This window comes from Streptomyces sp. NPDC050619, from assembly GCF_040654815.1.
In the GTDB taxonomy this organism is placed as follows: domain Bacteria; phylum Actinomycetota; class Actinomycetes; order Streptomycetales; family Streptomycetaceae; genus Streptomyces.
Genome location: NZ_JBFAIR010000043.1, coordinates 22,617 through 40,162, shown reverse-complemented (window position 1 = coordinate 40,162; position 17,546 = coordinate 22,617). Strand labels below are relative to the sequence as shown.

Annotated in this window: 20 protein-coding genes; 10 read left to right on the top strand and 10 right to left on the bottom strand. The window is 70.4% G+C overall.

The features are described 5' to 3' along the window. Positions 1–63: 63 nt before the first annotated feature. Positions 64–627 (bottom strand): TetR/AcrR family transcriptional regulator, encoded by a 564-nt coding sequence (locus AB0I77_RS44815; RefSeq protein WP_363288664.1) that lies wholly within the window; start codon positions 625–627, stop codon positions 64–66. Between the two features lie 84 nt (positions 628–711). Here AB0I77_RS44815 and AB0I77_RS44810 point away from each other — a divergent pair, with 84 nt between their 5' ends. The 5 genes from AB0I77_RS44810 to AB0I77_RS44790 all read left to right on the top strand — a co-directional run bounded on the left by AB0I77_RS44810 (position 712) and on the right by AB0I77_RS44790 (position 5,999). Further along, entirely contained in the window at positions 712–2,067 is a 1,356-nt protein-coding gene (locus tag AB0I77_RS44810; protein WP_363288663.1) for an MDR family MFS transporter, read from the top strand. Between the two features lie 9 nt (positions 2,068–2,076). After that, the gene (locus AB0I77_RS44805) at positions 2,077–3,036 is read left to right on the top strand and encodes an ABC transporter ATP-binding protein (protein ID WP_363288662.1); all 960 of its coding nucleotides are present in this window, start codon (positions 2,077–2,079) and stop codon (positions 3,034–3,036) included. A 2-nt stretch (positions 3,037–3,038) separates the two neighbouring features. Then, the gene (locus AB0I77_RS44800; protein WP_363288661.1) at positions 3,039–3,809 is read left to right on the top strand and encodes an ABC transporter permease; all 771 of its coding nucleotides are present in this window, start codon (positions 3,039–3,041) and stop codon (positions 3,807–3,809) included. 124 nt (positions 3,810–3,933) lie between these two features. Next, on the top strand, positions 3,934–5,130 hold the full coding sequence (locus AB0I77_RS44795; protein ID WP_363288660.1) for an ABC transporter ATP-binding protein: 1,197 nt from the start codon (positions 3,934–3,936) through the stop codon (positions 5,128–5,130). Then, the gene (locus AB0I77_RS44790) at positions 5,127–5,999 is read left to right on the top strand and encodes an ABC transporter permease (RefSeq protein ID WP_363288659.1); all 873 of its coding nucleotides are present in this window, start codon (positions 5,127–5,129) and stop codon (positions 5,997–5,999) included. The genes AB0I77_RS44795 and AB0I77_RS44790 overlap by 4 nt, the downstream gene beginning before the upstream one ends. A gap of 7 nt (positions 6,000–6,006) precedes the next feature. Here the strand turns inward: AB0I77_RS44790 and AB0I77_RS44785 are convergent, their stop codons facing one another. Next, positions 6,007–6,339 (bottom strand): ATP/GTP-binding protein, encoded by a 333-nt coding sequence (locus tag AB0I77_RS44785; protein ID WP_363288658.1) that lies wholly within the window; start codon positions 6,337–6,339, stop codon positions 6,007–6,009. Between the two features lie 222 nt (positions 6,340–6,561). On the opposite strand from AB0I77_RS44785, the gene AB0I77_RS44780 reads away from it, so the two are divergent. Continuing rightward, the gene (locus AB0I77_RS44780; protein ID WP_363288657.1) at positions 6,562–7,590 is read left to right on the top strand and encodes an LLM class flavin-dependent oxidoreductase; all 1,029 of its coding nucleotides are present in this window, start codon (positions 6,562–6,564) and stop codon (positions 7,588–7,590) included. 90 nt (positions 7,591–7,680) lie between these two features. Here AB0I77_RS44780 and AB0I77_RS44775 read toward each other — a convergent pair whose 3' ends face one another. Continuing rightward, a complete protein-coding gene (locus AB0I77_RS44775) occupies positions 7,681–8,073 on the bottom strand; it encodes an SCO5389 family protein (RefSeq protein ID WP_100109179.1) in 393 nt (130 codons plus the stop codon). 244 nt (positions 8,074–8,317) lie between these two features. Between AB0I77_RS44775 and nucS the strand changes: the two genes are divergently transcribed. Continuing rightward, positions 8,318–8,989, top strand: coding sequence for an endonuclease NucS (gene nucS, locus AB0I77_RS44770; protein ID WP_363288656.1), 672 nt, complete (start codon positions 8,318–8,320; stop codon positions 8,987–8,989). A 102-nt stretch (positions 8,990–9,091) separates the two neighbouring features. On the opposite strand, the gene AB0I77_RS44765 is transcribed toward nucS, so the two are convergent. The 4 genes from AB0I77_RS44765 to AB0I77_RS44750 all read right to left on the bottom strand — a co-directional run bounded on the left by AB0I77_RS44765 (position 9,092) and on the right by AB0I77_RS44750 (position 14,092). Further along, entirely contained in the window at positions 9,092–11,647 is a 2,556-nt protein-coding gene (locus AB0I77_RS44765) for an ATP-binding protein (protein ID WP_363288655.1), read from the bottom strand. 274 nt (positions 11,648–11,921) lie between these two features. Continuing rightward, complete coding sequence (locus AB0I77_RS44760) at positions 11,922–12,245, bottom strand: STAS domain-containing protein (protein ID WP_363288654.1); 324 nt, start codon at positions 12,243–12,245, stop codon at positions 11,922–11,924. A gap of 219 nt (positions 12,246–12,464) precedes the next feature. Further along, entirely contained in the window at positions 12,465–13,313 is an 849-nt protein-coding gene (locus tag AB0I77_RS44755; RefSeq protein ID WP_363288653.1) for a 3-hydroxyacyl-CoA dehydrogenase family protein, read from the bottom strand. 137 nt (positions 13,314–13,450) lie between these two features. Next, positions 13,451–14,092, bottom strand: coding sequence for a TetR/AcrR family transcriptional regulator (locus AB0I77_RS44750; RefSeq protein WP_363288652.1), 642 nt, complete (start codon positions 14,090–14,092; stop codon positions 13,451–13,453). An 80-nt stretch (positions 14,093–14,172) separates the two neighbouring features. Here AB0I77_RS44750 and AB0I77_RS44745 point away from each other — a divergent pair, with 80 nt between their 5' ends. Genes AB0I77_RS44745 through AB0I77_RS44735 form a run of 3 tightly spaced genes read left to right on the top strand, consistent with a single transcriptional unit; the run spans position 14,173 to position 16,304 of the window. After that, positions 14,173–14,955, top strand: a complete 783-nt coding sequence (locus tag AB0I77_RS44745) for an ATP-binding cassette domain-containing protein (protein WP_363288651.1) — start codon at positions 14,173–14,175, stop codon at positions 14,953–14,955. Between the two features lie 13 nt (positions 14,956–14,968). After that, positions 14,969–15,718: an ABC transporter permease gene (locus AB0I77_RS44740; RefSeq protein ID WP_363288650.1), complete on the top strand. Its 750-nt coding sequence runs from the start codon at positions 14,969–14,971 to the stop codon at positions 15,716–15,718. 13 nt (positions 15,719–15,731) lie between these two features. After that, the gene (locus tag AB0I77_RS44735; RefSeq protein WP_363288649.1) at positions 15,732–16,304 is read left to right on the top strand and encodes a cob(I)yrinic acid a,c-diamide adenosyltransferase; all 573 of its coding nucleotides are present in this window, start codon (positions 15,732–15,734) and stop codon (positions 16,302–16,304) included. Between the two features lie 9 nt (positions 16,305–16,313). Here AB0I77_RS44735 and AB0I77_RS44730 read toward each other — a convergent pair whose 3' ends face one another. From AB0I77_RS44730 to AB0I77_RS44720, 3 genes are read right to left on the bottom strand one after another with little or no spacing between them, the layout of a single operon-like run. Further along, positions 16,314–16,583 carry a type II toxin-antitoxin system RelE/ParE family toxin gene (locus tag AB0I77_RS44730; RefSeq protein WP_363288648.1) on the bottom strand — a complete coding sequence of 90 codons (270 nt, stop codon included), beginning with the start codon at positions 16,581–16,583 and terminating at the stop codon, positions 16,314–16,316. Continuing rightward, positions 16,580–16,855 (bottom strand): type II toxin-antitoxin system Phd/YefM family antitoxin, encoded by a 276-nt coding sequence (locus AB0I77_RS44725; protein ID WP_363288647.1) that lies wholly within the window; start codon positions 16,853–16,855, stop codon positions 16,580–16,582. The genes AB0I77_RS44730 and AB0I77_RS44725 overlap by 4 nt, the downstream gene beginning before the upstream one ends. Positions 16,856–16,902: 47 nt before the next feature. After that, a complete protein-coding gene (locus AB0I77_RS44720) occupies positions 16,903–17,490 on the bottom strand; it encodes a hypothetical protein (RefSeq protein WP_363288646.1) in 588 nt (195 codons plus the stop codon). Between the last annotated feature and the right edge of the window lie 56 nt (positions 17,491–17,546).

Genomic DNA, 17,546 nt, shown 5'->3' with positions numbered 1-17,546 from the left:
CGGCTGAGGCCCGCATTCCCCGAGGGGGGGTGCGGGCCTTTGTCATGTCATGTCACCAACGGCTCACGTCACCAGCGGCAGGAACACCTGGTCCACGATCTCCTCCAGCGTCGCCTCCGCCACCGGCTCGCGGCTGAGCAGGATCTCGTGGCGCAGCAGGTCCGCGGGGAGAGTGACGACGCGTCGAGGAAGGTCCGCCGTCGGGATCTCGCCCCGCTCGGCGGCCTGTTCCACGACGGTCCGCAGCACGCCCCGCATGGTGCCGAAGAAGGACGGGTCCAGGTCCCGGGCCTCCGCCAGCAGCCCGTGCAGGACGTCGTGGCCGATGTCCCGCTGGCGCCGCGCTCCCGCCCGCAGCACCTCCAGCACGTCCTCCCGCAGCGACCCCGTGTCCGGCACTCGGTCGGCGATCGATCCCGTGCGGTGCCGCAGGGCGGCGATCACGAGTTCCGCCCGGTTGCTCCAGCGGCGGTAGAGGACCTGCTTGCCGGTCTTCGCCCGCGCCGCGACGCCCTCCATGGTGAGCTTCGGGTAGCCGACCGCCTCCAGTTCCGCCCAGGCGGCGTCCAGGAGGTCGGCCTCCAGGGCGGCACCCCGGCGCCGGGTACTCGCGTGCTCAGCGGCCATCCAGCACTCCTTTAAGAGACCTTGCGTCTCCTACGAGCCTAGCTTACCGTCTCTTAGAGACGTACCGTCTCTTAAGGAGTCCGCGTGCCCGGCACGACCCAAGAACGCCTCGACCCCGCCGTCCTCAGACTCGCCGGCATCCTCGTGCTCGGCGCCCTCGCCCCGCTGCTGGACAGCACGATCGTGTCCATAGCGATCCACACCCTCGGCACCGACCTGGACGCGTCGACTGCGGCTTTGCAGTGGGTGAGCACCGCCTACCTGCTCGCTCTCGCGACGGTGGTGCCGGTCTCCGGCTGGGCCGTGGAGCGCTTCGGTGCCCGGCGGGTCTGGCTGGGCTCGCTCGCTCTCTTCCTCGCCGGGTCCGTGCTGTGCGGGCTCGCCTGGAACATCGGCTCGCTGGTCGCTTTCCGCATCCTCCAGGGCGTGGGCGGCGGGATGCTGCTGCCCGTCCTGCAGACGCTCGTCATGCGGGCCGCGGGCGGACGCGACCTCGGCCGTCTCATGGCCGTGATCACCCTGCCCGCACTGGTCGGCCCGATCCTCGGTCCGGTGATCGGCGGCCTGATCGTCGGCCACCTCAGCTGGCGCTGGATCTTCTACGTCAACCTGCCCCTCTGCCTGGTCGCCCTCGCCCTGGCCTGGCGGGGCATACCGAAGGACGCCCCGAAGGCCCGTCACCGGCTCGACGTCACCGGTCTGCTGCTCCTCTCCCCCGGCCTGGCCGCGCTTGTGTACGGCCTGACCGAGGACGGCCTCTCCCGGGCGGCGGCCATCCCCGCGGGCGCCGCACTGGTCGCCCTGTTCGCCGTCCACGCACTGCGCGCGCCCCGCCCCCTCGTCGATCTGCGCCTGTTCCAGGACCGCTCCTTCGCCGTCTCCTCGGCGCTGATGTTCCTCAACGGACTCGCCCTGTACGGCGGAATGTTCCTGCTGCCCCTCTACTACCAACAGGCGCGCGGCGAGGGCGTGATCGCGGCCGGGCTGCTGCTGGCACCCCAGGGCGTGGGGAGCCTGCTCGCGCGGGTGACGGGACCGCTCACCGACCGCGTCGGACCCCGCCCGGTCGTGCTGTGCGGGATGCTGCTGTCGGCGCTGGGCACCCTCCCCTTCGCCTTCCCACACCCGACCGGCGCTCTCCTCGCCCTCGCCCTCGTCGTCCGCGGCCTGGGCATGAGCGCCGCGAACCTCGCCGTCAACGTCGGTGCCTACCAGGGCCTGACGCCCGACCGCATTCCGCACGGCAGCACCACCGTGCGGATCGTGCAGCAACTCGGCGGCTCCTTCGGCACCGCCGTCCTGGCCGCCGTACTGGCACAGGGACACGGCGACAGCGCCTTCCCCGACGCCTTCCTCTGGTCGACGGCTTTCACTGTTGTTGCCGTTCTCGTCGGCCTTCGTATGCCCATTGGGTTGGCATCCGCCGAATCCCGGCCCTAGCGTGGTCGCATGATCGAGCTCGAAGGGCTGACCAAGCGGTACGGCGAGAAGGTGGCGGTCAACAACCTCACCTTCGCCGTCAGACCGGGCATGGTGACGGGCTTCCTCGGCCCCAACGGCGCCGGGAAGTCGACGACCATGCGCATGATGCTCGGGCTCGACCGCCCCACCTCCGGCGACGTCCGGATCGACGGCAAGCACTACGACCAGCTGAAGGACCCGCTGACGTACATCGGCGCCCTGCTGGACGCGAAGGCCATGCACGGCGGCCGCAGCGCCTACAACCACCTGCTGTGCCTGGCGCAGAGCAACGGCATCCCCAGGAAGCGCGTGCACGAGGTCCTCGACACGGTCGGCCTCACGGCGGTGGCGAGGAAGAAGGCCAAGGGCTTCTCGCTCGGCATGGGCCAGCGGCTCGGCATCGCCGGGGCACTGCTCGGCGACCCGCGGATACTGATGTTCGACGAACCGGTCAACGGCCTCGACCCCGAGGGCATCCACTGGATCCGCAACCTGATGAAGTCGCTGGCGGCTCAGGGGCGGACCGTGTTCGTCTCCAGTCACCTCATGAGCGAGATGGCGCTGACCGCCGATCACCTGGTCGTCATCGGGCAGGGGCGGCTGCTCGCCGACACCACGATGGCCGACTTCATCGCGCGGAACTCGCGGTCGTACGTCCGCATCCGCACCCCGCAGCGCGAGCGGCTGCTCGACGTCCTGCACGGCGCCGGAGTCACCGTCGTGGAGGCCGGCAACGGCACGCTGGAGGTCGACGGCAGCAAGTCCGAGCACATCGGGGAGCTCGCGGCGCAGTACCAGATCGTGCTGCACGAGCTGAGCCCCCAGCAGGCCTCCCTGGAGGAGGCGTTCATGCAGCTGACCGCCGAGTCGGTCGAGTACCACGCACACGACGGGATGCCGCCCGAACTGCAGCAGCAGCAGTGGGGCGACTCCTGGAACAGGAGCTGAGCATGGCGGCGATCCAGGTCGTCCGGTCCGAGTGGACCAAGATCAGGTCGGTGGCCTCCACGGTGTGGACGCTCTCCTTGGCCGTGGTCGTCACCATCGCCCTCGGCATGCTGATCTCGGCGCTCCAGAAGAGCGAGTTCGACTCCATGAGCCGGACCGACCAGCTCACCTTCGACCCGACGTTCACCAGTTTCGCCGGCATGAGCCTCGGCCAGCTCGCGATGATCGTGTTCGGGGTGCTCGTCGTGTCGAACGAGTACAGCACCGGCATGATCCGCACCTCGCTGGCCGCCGTGCCGCAGCGGGGCACCTTCCTGGCCAGCAAGCTCGCGGTCGCCGCCGGCCTCGCCCTCGCCGTGGGCCTCGCCACCAGCTTCGTCACCTTCTTCCTCGGGCAGGCGATGCTCGGCACCCACAAGGCGTCGATCGGCGACCCCGGCGTGCTGCGCGCGGTGATCGGCGGCGGCCTCTACATGACCCTCATCGCGGTGTTCTCGATGGGTGTCGCCGCGATGCTGCGCTCGCCGATGCTGTCGCTGGGCATCCTGATGCCGTTCTTCTTCCTGATCTCCAACATCCTCGGCAGCGTGGACGCCACCAAGAAGATCGGCCAACTCCTGCCCGACCAGGCCGGCAGCAAGATCATGCAGGTGGTTCCCCCGGTCGACGACGACACTCCCTACGGCCCCTGGGGCGGACTCGGCATCATGGGGCTGTGGGTGCTCGCCGCGCTCATCGGGGGTTATGTTCTGCTCAAGAAGAGGGACGCGTAAAGCTCTGGGCTTTGCTTTGATTTGAGCGGAACCGTCAGCGCCCCGATAGGCTCCTAACCCTTACGGGGGCGTGTGCCCTGCTGTCCCCGAACTTTTCGATGGGTACCTCCGACGGGTGGGGAGCATGATCGAGGCAGTCGGCCTGACCAAGCGGTACGGCGACAAGACCGCTGTGTACAACCTTTCCTTCCAGGTGCGGCCCGGTGCCGTCACCGGCTTCCTCGGGCCCAACGGCTCGGGCAAGTCGACGACCATGCGGATGATCCTCGGCCTGGACAACCCCACCTCGGGGCAGGTGACGATCGGCGGCCACCCGTACCGCAGGCTGCCCAACGCCCCCCGCCAGGTCGGCGCGCTGCTGGACGCCAAGGCCGTGCACGGCGGCCGGGCCGCCCGCAACCACCTGCTGTCCCTGGCCCAGCTGTCCGGCATCCCGGCCCGCCGGGTGGACGAGGTGCTCGGCGTGGTCGGCCTCCAGGACGTGGCGAAGAGGCGGTCCAAGGGCTTCTCCCTCGGCATGGGCCAGCGCCTCGGCATCGCCGCCGCGCTCCTCGGCGACCCCCAGGTGCTGCTGTTCGACGAGCCGGTCAACGGCCTCGACCCCGAGGGCATCCACTGGGTGCGCAACCTGATGAAGGCGCTCGCGGCGGAGGGCCGTACGGTCTTCGTCTCGTCGCACCTGATGAGCGAGATGGCGCTGACCGCCGACCATCTGATCGTCATCGGACGCGGTCAGCTGCTCGCCGACATGAGCGTGACGGACTTCATCTCGGCGAACTCCGCCGACTTCGCGCGCGTGCGCACGCCCGACACCGAGCCGCCGCTGCGCGAGAAGCTGTCGTCCGCGCTCACCGAGGCGGGCGCGCACGTGCTGCCGGAGCAGGACGGCGCGCTGCGGGTCACCGGACTGCCGCTGGCCCGCATCAGCGACATCGCGCACCACGCCGACGTACGGCTGTGGGAGCTGTCGCCGCACCAGGCCTCACTGGAAGAGGCGTACATGCGGATGACGCAGGGCGCCGTCGACTACCGCTCGACCATCGACCAGAAGGCCGGGCTCCAGCAGCAGCTGCCGCCCGGCGCGCAGCCTCCGATGCCGGTGCCCGGGCAGGGCCAGCAGGGCTGGTACGCCCCGCCGCCGCCCCAGCAGGGCGGCCGGCCGTTCACGCCGCCGCAGGGACAGCCCGCTCCGGGCCCGTACGGCGCTCCCGCCGGGCCCGGCGCCGGTGCGCCCAACCCGTACGCGCAGCCGCCGCAGGGACAGGCGCCGGCCCCTGCCGCCCCCGCCGCCGACCTGACCAAGCCCGAGGACGCCCGATGAGCACCCCGCAGCCCCCGATGCCGCAGGCCGCCGCACCCAACTGGCAGGCGGCGCCCGGACCGTCGTACCCCGGCTACACCTCGCCGATCCCGGTCGTGCCCACACACCTCGGGCACGCGATCGCCTCCGAGTGGACGAAGATCAGGTCGGTGCGCTCCACGATGTGGACGCTCGGCGTCTTCCTCCTGCTCGTGATCGGCATCGGGCTGCTGACCGGCGCGGTGGTCGGCTCCTCGTCGTCGGACCTGTCGGGCGAGAACCCGCTGTCCATGGGCTTCTTCGGGCTGCTGCTCGGCAGCATGTGCATCATCACGCTCGGCGTGCTGACCACGGCCTCGGAGTACGGCACGGGGATGATCCGCACCACGATGGTGGCGTGCCCCTCCCGCGGCCGGGTCCTCGCGGCGAAGTCGATCGTGTTCTTCTCGGTCGCGTTCGTGGTCACGCTGGCGGCCGCCTGCCTCGTGGCGCTCATTCAGATTCCGCTGCTGGACGGCACCGGCGCCAAGGACCCCTCCGGCGCGGAATGGCTGAAGGGCACGGTCGGCGTCTCGCTCTACATCGCGCTGCTCGGACTGCTCTCGCTCGTCATCGGCTCGATCATCCGGCACTCCGCGGGCGCCATCACCATCATGATCGGCGCCGTGCTGGCCCCGCTGGTCATCGCGCTGTTCATGTTCTCGGAGTCCCTGGCCGAGGTGCGCGAGGCCCTGTTCGAGTACTCCATCCCGAACCAGCTCAGCGTCTTCTACTCCAACTCGCTCACCCAGACCGGCCCGTCCGGCTGGGACCCGCTGTGGATCGCCCTGGGCATCACGGCCGTCGCCTTCGCCGGCGCCTTCGCGCTGCTGGAGAAGCGGGACGTGTAGCGCCGGTTCAGTATCTGGGCGCGTTACGGGACCGCCGCACCGGCGTGGTGCGGCGGTCCTTGGCGTTCCAGCAGGCTTTGTGCCAGTGGCGGCGGTCGTCGACGCCCGCGTGCTCCGGCCAGGCGACCAGATGCGGGACGCCGTCCGGGATGAGCTGCTCGCAGCCCGGGCAGCGGTACGCCTTGCCCTGGGCGCTCGCGCCGGCCACATGACGCACGCTGTACGCCTCGCCCTCCCAGTTCTCCGTGGACTGCCAGCCGCCGTAGCGGCCCGGGCGGTCGTCGTCAAAACCAGGGCCTGACGAGCCGACTCCCTTGGGTCGGTTGCGACGCGGGGACACAGGACACCTCACGGGGCTATACAGGATGCAGGGGCTGTGTCCAGCCTACGCGGCGCGGACCGGGGTACGCGTAGAGCACCAACCCGCACAAGTCCCCCTCGTCGGGTGCCCATTCTGCAGACAATCCGCAAATCTCTTCGCCAGGCCGTGTCCTAGGCACGTGTCAGAGGGTTATGCCGGGTGGGGGAGCTCCGCGTCGGAGCCAAGGAAGCAGGAAATGCGATGCACGTAGGAAGTTTCGTGTTGGCGGCCCAGTTCCCGGGGCAGGGCCAGGGGGAGGCGCTGCACCGCGCGGTCCGCTCGGCCGAGGTCGCGGAGGAGGCCGGGCTGGACGCGGTCTGGCTGGCAGAGCACCACTTCGTGCCGTACGGCACCTGCCCGTCGGCGATCACCCTGGCCGCCTTACTGCTCGGCCGCACCCGCCGCATCCAGGTCGGCACCGCCGTCAGCGTGCTGCCCACCACCCACCCCGTGGCCCTCGGCGAACAGGCAGCCCTGCTGCACATGACGAGCGGCGGCCGCTTCTCGCTGGGCGTGGGGCGCGGCGGGCCGTGGGTCGACCTGGAGGTGTTCGGCTCGGGCCTGGAGGCGTACGAGACGGGGTTCCCGGAATCACTCGATCTGCTGGTGCGCTGGCTGCGCGAACCCTCGGTCTCGGCCGCCGGGGAGCGGTTCAACTTCCGCGAAGTCCCCGTCGTACCAAGGCCGTCGGAGTCGCTCACGGACACCGCGGGACCCGAAGTGGTCCTCGCCTGCACCTCCCCGGCGAGCGTGCGGATGGCCGCCGAGCGCGGGCTGCCGATGCTGCTCGGGATGCACGTCGGGGACGAGGAGAAGGCCGAGATGGTCGCCCTGTGGCGCAGGCACGCGCGCGCGTGTGGGCACCCGGCTCAGACGGTCCTCGACGCGGCCCATGTCTCGGCCGGCGTCTGCCAGATCGCGGACCGCCGCACGGACGCGGTGGAGGCGCTGGTGAAGGCGATGCCTGGCTGGCTGAGGCAGGGCCTCGGCGCCCATGTCACGGTGGACGGCCGCGCGCGCGGGATGCGCGACCCGCTGGCCTACACCGAACTGCTCTGCGGGCTGCACCCGGTGGGCACCCCGAGGCTGTGCGCCGACCGGCTCGCGGCGACCAGCGAGCGGACCGGCGTCTCCCGCTTCGCGCTGCTCGTCGAGGGCTCGGGAGACCTGGCGGCCACCGAGGAGAACGTACGGCGGCTGGGTGCCGAAGTCCTGCCACGGCTCGGCTGAGCCGCCCCGGCCTTGGTCGACAGGGAGCTTGCCGCTCCGGTACTTGAAGCACCTCCCGCGTACGGAGCGGCAAGCCGGTGGGTCACTGCGTCAGCAGTCCCGCAGCTCCGGAGACTGGTTCAGGAGCTGGCCACGGATCGAGGTGAAGCGGGCCAGCCTCTCGTCGACGGAGGAGTCCAGCGGGAACACCGCCACCCTGTGGCAGTTCTGGAAGGCCAGCCGCACACCGAAGTGCCGCTGCAGCGCGCCGCGTATCGCGTCACTCGCAAGCGCACGCAGCAGCTGACCGCGTGCCTGCTCGTCCGGCGGAGGCGTCTGGTTGTCGGCGAACTCGCCGCCGTCCACCTTCAGCTGGGCCACCAGGGAGCTGATCATCTCCCACGCGTAGGGCAGGGAGGTCCGGACGCAGTCGACGAAGGCAGCTTCGTCGACCTCGCCTCGCTCGGCCTGTTCGAGTAGGGCCGGTGAGACGTCGAGCGACATGGGTACTCCTCTCGCACCCCCGGTCACCGGGGGTTGCCGGACAGATAAAGGGAGTTCGCGACCCAAACACGCTGCGTACACGACCCGCGACCTCCCGTTTACTACGGTAAGCAACGGACGGTGACGGCACCAGGAGAATGCGTACATAGACAGACCCCATTGGGCACACAATCGGCCACAACCGAACAGGTACTATCTGGGCCGAATCGCGTGCACGGCAGCCCGTCGAGTAGCGTTGCCGACCATGCGTCTCGTCATTGCCCGATGCTCCGTCGACTACGCGGGCCGGCTCACCGCCCACCTGCCCTCGGCCCCCCGTCTGATCCTTGTCAAGGCGGACGGCAGCGTGTCGATCCACGCGGACGACCGGGCCTACAAGCCTCTGAACTGGATGTCGCCGCCCTGCACGCTGAAGGAGGGTTCCGGCGAGGAGGACGGCGTCTGGACCGTCGTCAACAAGGCGGGCGAGAAGCTCATCATCACCATGGAGGAGGTTCTCCACGACTCCTCGCACGAACTGGGCGTGGATCCCGGCCTGATCAAGGACGGCGTAGAAGCACACCTCCAGGAGCTGCTCGCCGACCGCATCGAAACCCTCGGCGAGGGCTACACGCTCATCCGCCGCGAGTACATGACGGCCATCGGCCCGGTCGACATCCTGTGCCGGGACGCGGCCGGGCAGACCGTCGCGGTGGAGATCAAGCGGCGCGGCGAGATCGACGGCGTCGAGCAACTCACGCGCTACCTGGAGCTGTTGAACCGCGATCCCCATCTCGCCCCGGTCCGGGGCGTCTTCGCCGCGCAGGAGATCAAGCCGCAGGCCCGCGTCCTCGCCACGGACCGCGGCATCGGCTGCACGGTCCTCGACTACAACGCGATGCGGGGCATCGAGGACGACAAGCTGCGGTTGTTCTGACGGTCGCTTTTCCGCACCCGCTTTTCTACGGTTCTTCTACGGCGTGAAGGGCCCGGTCCGTTGACGGACCGGGCCCTTCCGCGCTGAAGAACCTGCCGAACCTCAGATCACCGGGTCCGAGTTGCTGGGTGAACCTGCCTCGCTGGTCTCCGGGGCGTTGGAGGACGCCGGGCCGCTGGCCGTGTCGGAGGTCTCCGGTGTGGACGGCGGTGGCGTGGTCGTCGGCGGCGGGGTCGTCGGTGTCGGCGATGTGGGCGTCGGTGGCGGGGACGTCGTGGTCGTCGGCGGCTTCGACGGCGACGTCGGCGGCTTGGACGGCGTCGTCGGCGGCCTCGACGGCGACCGGGTCGGCGAGCCGGTCGGACCGCTGCTCGACCCCCGCGTCCCGCTGGGCTCGTCCGACGGCTCGCCCGTGTCCGTCGGGGTCGGGTCGTCGGAGGTGCCGAGGGTGCCGTCGGGGCCCGGCTCGGTCGGCCGGCTCGGCGCGTTGCCTGTGTGGCCCGAGCCGTCGTCGTCGTTCTTCGGCACGTCGGCACCGAGGTTGCCGTTCTCCACGCCCTGGCTGGCGGACGGGTTGACGCCGACCTCGCCGGCCGGAGGGTTGGCGTCCTTGTCGGAGGTGGCGCCGAGGGTCACCACCGTGCCGAGTACGGCCACGAGCAGTGCGCCCGCGCCGGCCGCCACGAGGTTGCGCCGGGCCAGGCCCTTGAGGCCGCCCCGGGCCCGGTGCCCCGACACAGCTGCCGGGCCCGACGGGGACTCGGCCCGGTAGGTGACCAGCGTGGAGCTTTCGGCGGGCGGCTGGAGCGGAGGGAACGCCGCCGGTACGCCGCCCGGGGGCGACTGCGACTCCTCGTAGCGGGCGTCGGGCACCTCCTCCCCCGCGGTGGCACCGAGGCCGGGGACCGTGCCCGAGCGGTCGGCGACCAGGGCGAGGGCGCGGCGGCCGGCGACGGTGCCGCGCTTGTCGGCGCGTGCGCCGCGCAGGCCGATGGCGGCCTCCAGCTCGGCGCGGGCCCGGTCGAACTGTCCGGCGCAGAGCGCGAGGATGCCCAACTCGTGGTGGAAGTAGGCCTCCTCGGCGACGTCCCCGGCGAGCCGGGAGGCCTCGGCGCCGGACCGCAGCGTCCGCTCCCAGGCGCTCCAGTGCCCGCCCGCGGCGAACGCGGGCGCCGCCGTGCGGGCCAGCTGCACGGTGGCGCTCTCCTCGCCCTCGGCGGGCGCTGTCGTGGCCGGCGCCAGGACGCCGAGGGCGGCGAGCAGGGCATCGGCCTCGGCGCACACGCGCTCGGGAGTGACCGAGGGGTGTCCGGCCCACCAGGCGTAGTGCTGGGCGGCGGTGAGCGCGGCGGCCTCGATGCCGTCGCCGTACCCGGCGGCCTCCAGCTGGGTCTGCACTCCGGCGGCGAGCCGGTAGCGGGAGCCGACCGGGGAGACCAGCCCGCAGGCCGCCAGCTCGCCCAGCGCGGCGTCCGCGTGGGTGTCGCCGACGAGGGCGGGCAGATGCGCCTGGTGCGGCACCTCGCCGTCGAGCGCGACGGCGAACCGCAGGGTGGCGCGCGCCGACTCGCCGAGCCGGGTGGCGAGCAGCGGGGCGGGCGCGGCGGCCTCGCCGAGCGACGGCAGGGGTACCTCCTCGCCCTGGTCGGAGTCGAAGGGCGCGTCGACCGGGAGGGCGTCCGCGAAGACGCCGAACTCGTCGACGGCGCCCGCCCCGGCCCGCAGCCGGTCGCTCTGCCGCAGCAGGGCCCCGGCCTGGACGAAGCGCAACGGCAGGCCCTCGGACTCGAACCAGAGGTCGCCCGCCCAGTTGGCCTCCTCCTCGGTGAGGACACGGCCGACGGCACGTTCCAGGAGTTCCAGGCCGTCGGCCCGCTCCAGGCCGCTGAGGAAGACCTCTTCGAGCGTGGAGTCGGCGGAGGGGGCGGGCACGTCGGGCGTGGCCGCGACCAGGAAGGCGCACTCGGGTGTGGCGTCCAGCAGTTCGTCGAGCGAGGCGCCGCCGAACTCGAGGTCGTCGAGGACGACGACCGCGCCGATCTCCCGGACACAGCTGAGCAGTTCGTCCCGGCCCGGGCGGTGCAGGGGCGCGTTGTGGACGGCGTAGAAGAGGTCGTACAAAAGGTCACTCGAAGTGCGGTGGTAGCCGCTCAGGCGGATGACGCCGTCCGGGGCGAGGTCCGCGCAGTCCTCGGCGACGACGTCGAGAAGGCTGGTGCGGCCGGAGCCGGCCGGGCCGGTGAGGCGTACGGAGCGGCCGCGGGCGAGCAGCCGTACCAGGCGCTCGCGCTCGTCCCCTCTGGCCAGGAGCGGCAGCTCGGGCCGGGCCGGGCCGGGCGGGATGGGCGGTCTGGCCGCGCGGGCGACCTCGGCGCGTTCGGCCGCGGTGAACTTCGCGGGCCGGCCGGGGCGCTCGCCGGGCGGGCAGGCCTCGATCTCGCTGCCGTCGACCGGGTTGACGGTGAGCAGGAAGTCGCCGGACACGAGCTGCACCGTGCGGGCGAGTGCGGGCGTGCTCGTTCCGAAGTCGGATGAGAGAGAGTCCCGGGACGGGCGTGGGCGCGGCGCTGGGCCTCCCCCAGTCTCGAATGCACTCGAGCGGGAGGTGCCCCCATCGTCATGGCCGTACTCCTCGGGCTCCCGGTTGTTCGGGTCCATAGGTTTCAAGCCCCCCAAAAGCGTCGTGTGCCCATCCGGCCCCTCCCGGCCTGTTGCACACCGCGCTGTCGCTTCTGGTCCGGGCCCGCTCGAGGGTGGTGCACGCTGCGGGCGACCGAACCCTAAACCTTCGCACAGTATCTACGACAGCCCGGGGTACCGCGCCGTCCGAGACGTCACAGTCTCATGAGGATGGCGCGCGTCCGTTTTTCGCGACGCGCCGGTGCGCGCCGCAGGAATCTCCCCGCCCGCCGGCGCCAACCGGTGACGGAGGTCATACGTGGGGCAGCGACTCCACCCCGATGCCGCCCTCGATCGCCAGGATGCGGTGCAGCCGGGTGGCGACGAGCAGGCGCTGCATCTGTGGCGGTACGCCGCGCAGCACGAGCCGTCGGCCGCAGCGGCCGGCCCGCCGGTGTGCTCCCATGATCACCCCGAGTCCGGTGGCGTCCCAGGAGTCCAGCTCGGACAGGTCGAGCACCAGATCGCCGACTCCGTCGTCGACGGCCGAGTGCAGGACCGTACGGGCGTCCGCCGCGCTGCGGACGTCGAGGCGGCCCCCGACGACCAGCTCGGCGTGGTCGCCCCTGATGTACATATGTGCTCCCCTATGCGTGCGTGCCGTGCTCCGCGTCGTGAAGTCCTACGTGTGTCTGCGTGCGTCCGGTGATGCAACCTCTGACGGCGTGAACCGGTTCGAGGTTGCCGTCCGTAAGCGAACCGATACCGAATTCACCCCAGGGTGTGATGCCCGAAGGGCGTGTGCGGTTTCCGTGCCTGTTGCGGTGCGTGCCTCAGTGCTTGTTCAGTGGACGCTTCAGTGCTTGTAGAAGCCCTGCCCGCTCTTGCGTCCGATGTCACCCGCGTCCACCATCCGGCGCATCAGCTCCGGCGGTGCGAACTTCTCGTCCTGGGACTCGGTGTAGATGTTGCTGGTGGCGTGCAGCAAGATGTCGACGCCGGTGAGGTCCGCCGTGGCCAGCGGCCCCATGGCGTGGCCGAAGCCCAGCTTGCAGGCGAGGTCGATGTCCTCGGCGGTGGCCACGCCCGACTCGTACAGCTTGGCGGCCTCGACGACGAGCGCCGAGATGAGACGGGTCGTCACGAAGCCGGCCACGTCCCGGTTGACGACGATGCAGGTCTTGCCGACGGATTCGGCGAACTCCCGTGCGGTGGCGAGGGTTTCGTCGCTCGTCTTGTAACCGCGCACCAGCTCGCACAGTTGCATCATCGGGACCGGCGAGAAGAAGTGCGTGCCGACGACGCGCTCCGGGTGCTCCGTCACGGCCGCGATCTTGGTGATCGGGATGGCGGAGGTGTTGGAGGCGAGGACGGCGTCGTGACGCACGATCTTGTCCAGGGTGCGGAAGATCTCGTGCTTGACTTCGAGCTTCTCGAAAACGGCCTCGACGACGATGTCCGCGTCGGCGGCGGCGTCCAGGTCGGTGGTCACGGTGATCCGGGCGAGAGCTGCGTCGGCGTCGTGCGCCTCCAGCCTGCCCTTGCTGACGAACTTGTCGTACGACGCCTTGATGCCGTCGGTGCCGCGCTTCAGCGCCTCGTCGGTGACGTCACGCAGGACGACCTCCCAGCCCGCTTGCGCGGAGACCTGGGCGATCCCGGAACCCATCAAGCCGGCGCCGATGACGGCAAGCTTCCGTGCCACTGTGCGACTCCCCTTTGAAACGCCTCACACACTGCTCATATATGCCTCTCCGGCGGACCTTAGCGCTCGTGAGGGGCTGTGTGACCGGTAAGTAATGCGCGTCACGTCTCAGATGACGGACATCACACCGGCGCCGGTCATTCCGCCCCTCGTACGGCGTAGTTGAGCACTTTCTCGCTCAACAGCTCCTCGATGTCGTCCAGGAGAACGAGCATCTCGCGGGACACTTCGTCCGGATTGCGCCCGGCGACCATTTCACGGCCGATGGTGACGAACACGGTCTGGTGGATCCAGTTGATCTGACCGGCGATCAGGTCCGGTAGCGGGTCCCCGGCACTCGCTCCGGTCTCCTCGCGCAGGGTCGCCACCAGGTGGTCGTGGACCTCCTGCTGGATGCTCCACAGCCGCGAGCGGAGCGTGGGCGCCGCGTGGATGACCCGCATGAAACGGTCGTAGCCCTCCATGAGGCCGACCCGGGGCGAGACCGCCTCGACCTCGCGGCGCAGTTCGCGCAGCACGGCCTGGGCCGCGGACTCGCCCTCGTCCCGGCCGCGCACCCAGCGCGAGAGCAGTCCCCGCACGTCGTCCGCGCGGTCCAGGAAGAGGTCCTCCTTGGTGGAGAAGTAGTTGTAGACCGTGTTCACGGAGACGTCGGCCGCGTCGGCGACCTCGGCGACGGTCACCGCGTCGAAGCCGCGCTCCAGGAACAGGCCCGTGGCGACATCCGAGATGTACTGCCTGGTCTGCCGCTTCTTCCGTTCCCTGAGTCCCTCTGCCATGTCCGAAGCCTAACGCTTCTTGGGCCCCCTGAAACTTTAGAGTCATTGCAATTTTTCAGTGACTCTGTTTTTCTGGAGTCATGGCAATCATCAGTACGGCCGGTCTGGCCCGTACCTTCCAGACCAAGCTCGGCCCCGTGCAGGCCGTGCGCGGCATCGACCTGACCGTCCGCGAGGGCGAGATCCTCGGCTTCCTCGGCCCGAACGGCGCCGGCAAGACGACCACGCTCCGCATGCTCACGACACTCCTGAAACCGACCGGCGGCGCGGCGACCGTCGCCGGCCGCGACCTGCTGACCGACCCGGCCGGGGTGCGCGCGGCGTGCGGATACGTCGCGCAGTCCGGCGGGGTGGACCCGCAGATCAGCGTGCGGGAGGAACTGGTCACGCAGGGGCGCCTCTACCGGCTCACGAAGGACCGAGCGGCCGTGCGCGCGGCGGAGTTGGCCCATGACCTGGGCCTCACCGAGCTGCTCGACCGCAAGTGCGCCACCCTCTCCGGCGGGCAGCGGCGGCGGCTGGACATCGCCATGGGGCTGGTCCACCGGCCCGTGGTGCTGTTCCTCGACGAGCCCACGACCGGCCTCGACCCCGGCAGCCGCGCCGACCTGTGGGACCTGGTCCGCCGGCTGCGCGACGAACACGGCACCACGGTGTTCCTCACGACCCACTACCTGGACGAGGCGGACGCCCTCGCCGACCGTCTGTTGATCGTCGACCGGGGCGCGGTCGTGGCGGAGGGCACGCCGAGCGCGCTGAAGCTCCGGTACGGCGGCTCGGTCGACGCGAGCCTCCAGGACACGTTCCTCGCGATCACCGGCCGCAGCGCCACCCCGACCGACACCACTCCCGTAGCCGTATAGGAATCCCTCGAAGATGCTGCTCCACGACACGGCCCTCATCTACGGCCGCTACCTCCGTCAGTCCCTGCGCTCCCGCTTCGCACTGCTCTTCGGCGTGCTGATGCCGCTCCTGTATCTCCTCTTCTTCGGCCCGCTGCTGACGGACCTGCCGCTCGGCGGACGGGGCAGTTCCTGGCAGCTGCTGGTCCCCGGTCTGCTGCTCCAACTCGGCCTGTTCGGCGCGTCGTTCGCGGGCTTCTCGGTCATCATCGAGAAGAACCTGGGCGTGGTCGAGCGCATGCGGGTCACGCCCGTCAGCCGCCTGGCCCTGCTGCTGGGCCGCGTCCTGCGCGATGCCACGGTGTTCGTCTTCCAGGCGGTGCTGCTGGTGCTGGCGGCGGTAGGGATGGGCCTGCGCGCGCCCCTGCCCGGCATCCTGATCGGCTTCGCGTTCGTCGCCCTGCTCACGGTCTCGCTGGGCTCGCTGTCGTACGCGCTGGCGATGAAGGTCCGCACCCCGCAGGAGTTCGGCCCCACGATCAACGCGCTGTCCATGCCGTCCATGCTGCTGTCCGGACTGATGCTCCCGATGACCTTGGGCCCGGCCTGGCTGGACGTCCTCTCCCACCTCATGCCGTTCCGCTATCTGGTGGACGCGGTGCGGGACGCGTACGTGGGCTCGTACGCCACGGCGCCCATGCTGTACGGCGTCCTGGTGGCCGTCGGCCTCACGGCACTCGCCGTGACAGTGGGCACACGCGTGTTCCGAACCGCCGGAGCATAACTACGCTGGCCATATGGTCAATCTGACGCGCATCTACACCAGAACCGGCGACCAGGGCACCACCGCCCTCGGCGACATGAGCCGGGTCGCCAAGACCGACCTCAGGATCTCCGCGTACGCGGACGCCAACGAGGCGAACGCGGTGATCGGCACGGCGGTCGCGCTGGGCAACCTGGACGAGGAGATCGTCAAGGTCCTCACCCGCGTCCAGAACGACCTGTTCGACGTGGGTGCGGACCTGTCGACGCCGGTGGTGGAGAAGCCGGAGTTTCCGCCCCTGCGGGTCGAGCAGTACTACATCGACAAGCTGGAGGCGGACTGCGACCGCTTCCTGGAGCAGTTGGAGAAGCTGCGGTCCTTCATCCTGCCCGGCGGGACGCCGGGCGCGGCCCTGCTCCACCAGGCATGCACGGTCGTAAGGCGTGCCGAGCGCTCCACCTGGGCCGCACTGGAGGTGCACGGCGAGGTGATGAACCCGCTGACGGCGACCTACCTCAACCGCCTTTCCGACCTGCTGTTCATCTTGGCGCGGGCGGCTAACAAGGAGGTGGGGGACGTGTTGTGGGTGCCGGGTGGGGAACGCTGAGGCGGAGAGTCACAGGCGCCGGTAGATGTCCCGACGGTGCCCCACCTCGACGACCAGGATGACGAGCTTGCCGTCGTCGATCATGTAGGCGATCCGGTACGCGCCAACACGCAGGCGGTACAGCTCGTCGCGCCCCGACAGCTTCTTCACGTCCGCGTCATCACGGTAAGGATCGTCGCCGAGGCGGCTGAGCGCGTGCAGGATTCGCAGCGCTGTGGTCTGGTCGATCACCTTGAGCTGACGGCGTGCGGTGGCAGTGAATTCGAAGGCGTACTTCACGCGACGCCCGGCGCGGACGTGCCGAAGATGTCAGCGAGCACGTCCGCCAGAGTGGCGCGCGGCCCGTCGCCCTCCTCCGCGAGGGTCTGCACGGCCTTGCGCGCGAGCAGTTCGTCGGCGGCCTCCTCGAGCGCCTCGTACTCCTCTATGGGCACGATTGCGGCGACCGGGGTGCCATCGCGGGTGATGACGGTGGGCTCCCCTTCCTCCGCATGATCAAGGAGCCGTGTGAGGTTGGCTCGGGCTTCGCGCACGGATACCGAGTCGTCCATACAGCGAGTGTACTCGCTTTCGTGTACACGGCACGCCGACGCCCGACTCATCGACGGGCACTCTCCTTCGTGGACGTCACCCGGTGGTCCGCCTCGGGGACGCCCGGCCCCCTCTTCGGCCAGATCAGATACGTAAGCGCGATCAGGCCGTGGATCCCCGCGGCCCTGAGCGCCGCCCACTGGAAGGACCGCAGCGACGAGGTGTCGCCGTCGCCGCCGACGTACCAGACCGCCGCCTGGAGCAGCGCGCACGCGACGGCCGCCGCCAGGAGCGTACGGAGCCACAGGCCGCCCTCGTGGCGGGACCGCGCCATGCCGTAGCGCGGGGGCTTCGCAGGCTTCGGGGCCCCGGCCAGCCGGTGGGCCGCGTGGCCGTCGAGCCAGCGGATCGTGTAGTGGCCGTAGCCGACCGTGAAGCCGATGTACAGCGCCGCCAGGCCGTGTTCCCAGCTCGGTTCGGCGCCGTTCTTCAGGTCGATCGCCGTCACGACGAACAGGACCAGCTCCAGCACGGGCTCGCACAGCAGCAGCACCACGCTCGTGCGGCGCCGCTTCAGCAGATAGCGGACGGCCAGGCCCAGTGCCAGCAGCACCCAGAAGCCGACCTCGCAGGCGATGATCAACGCGACGATCACGACTCGCTCCCTTCGGTCACCCTTCCAGGCTCGCGGGCCGCGCGATCCGGATCGTC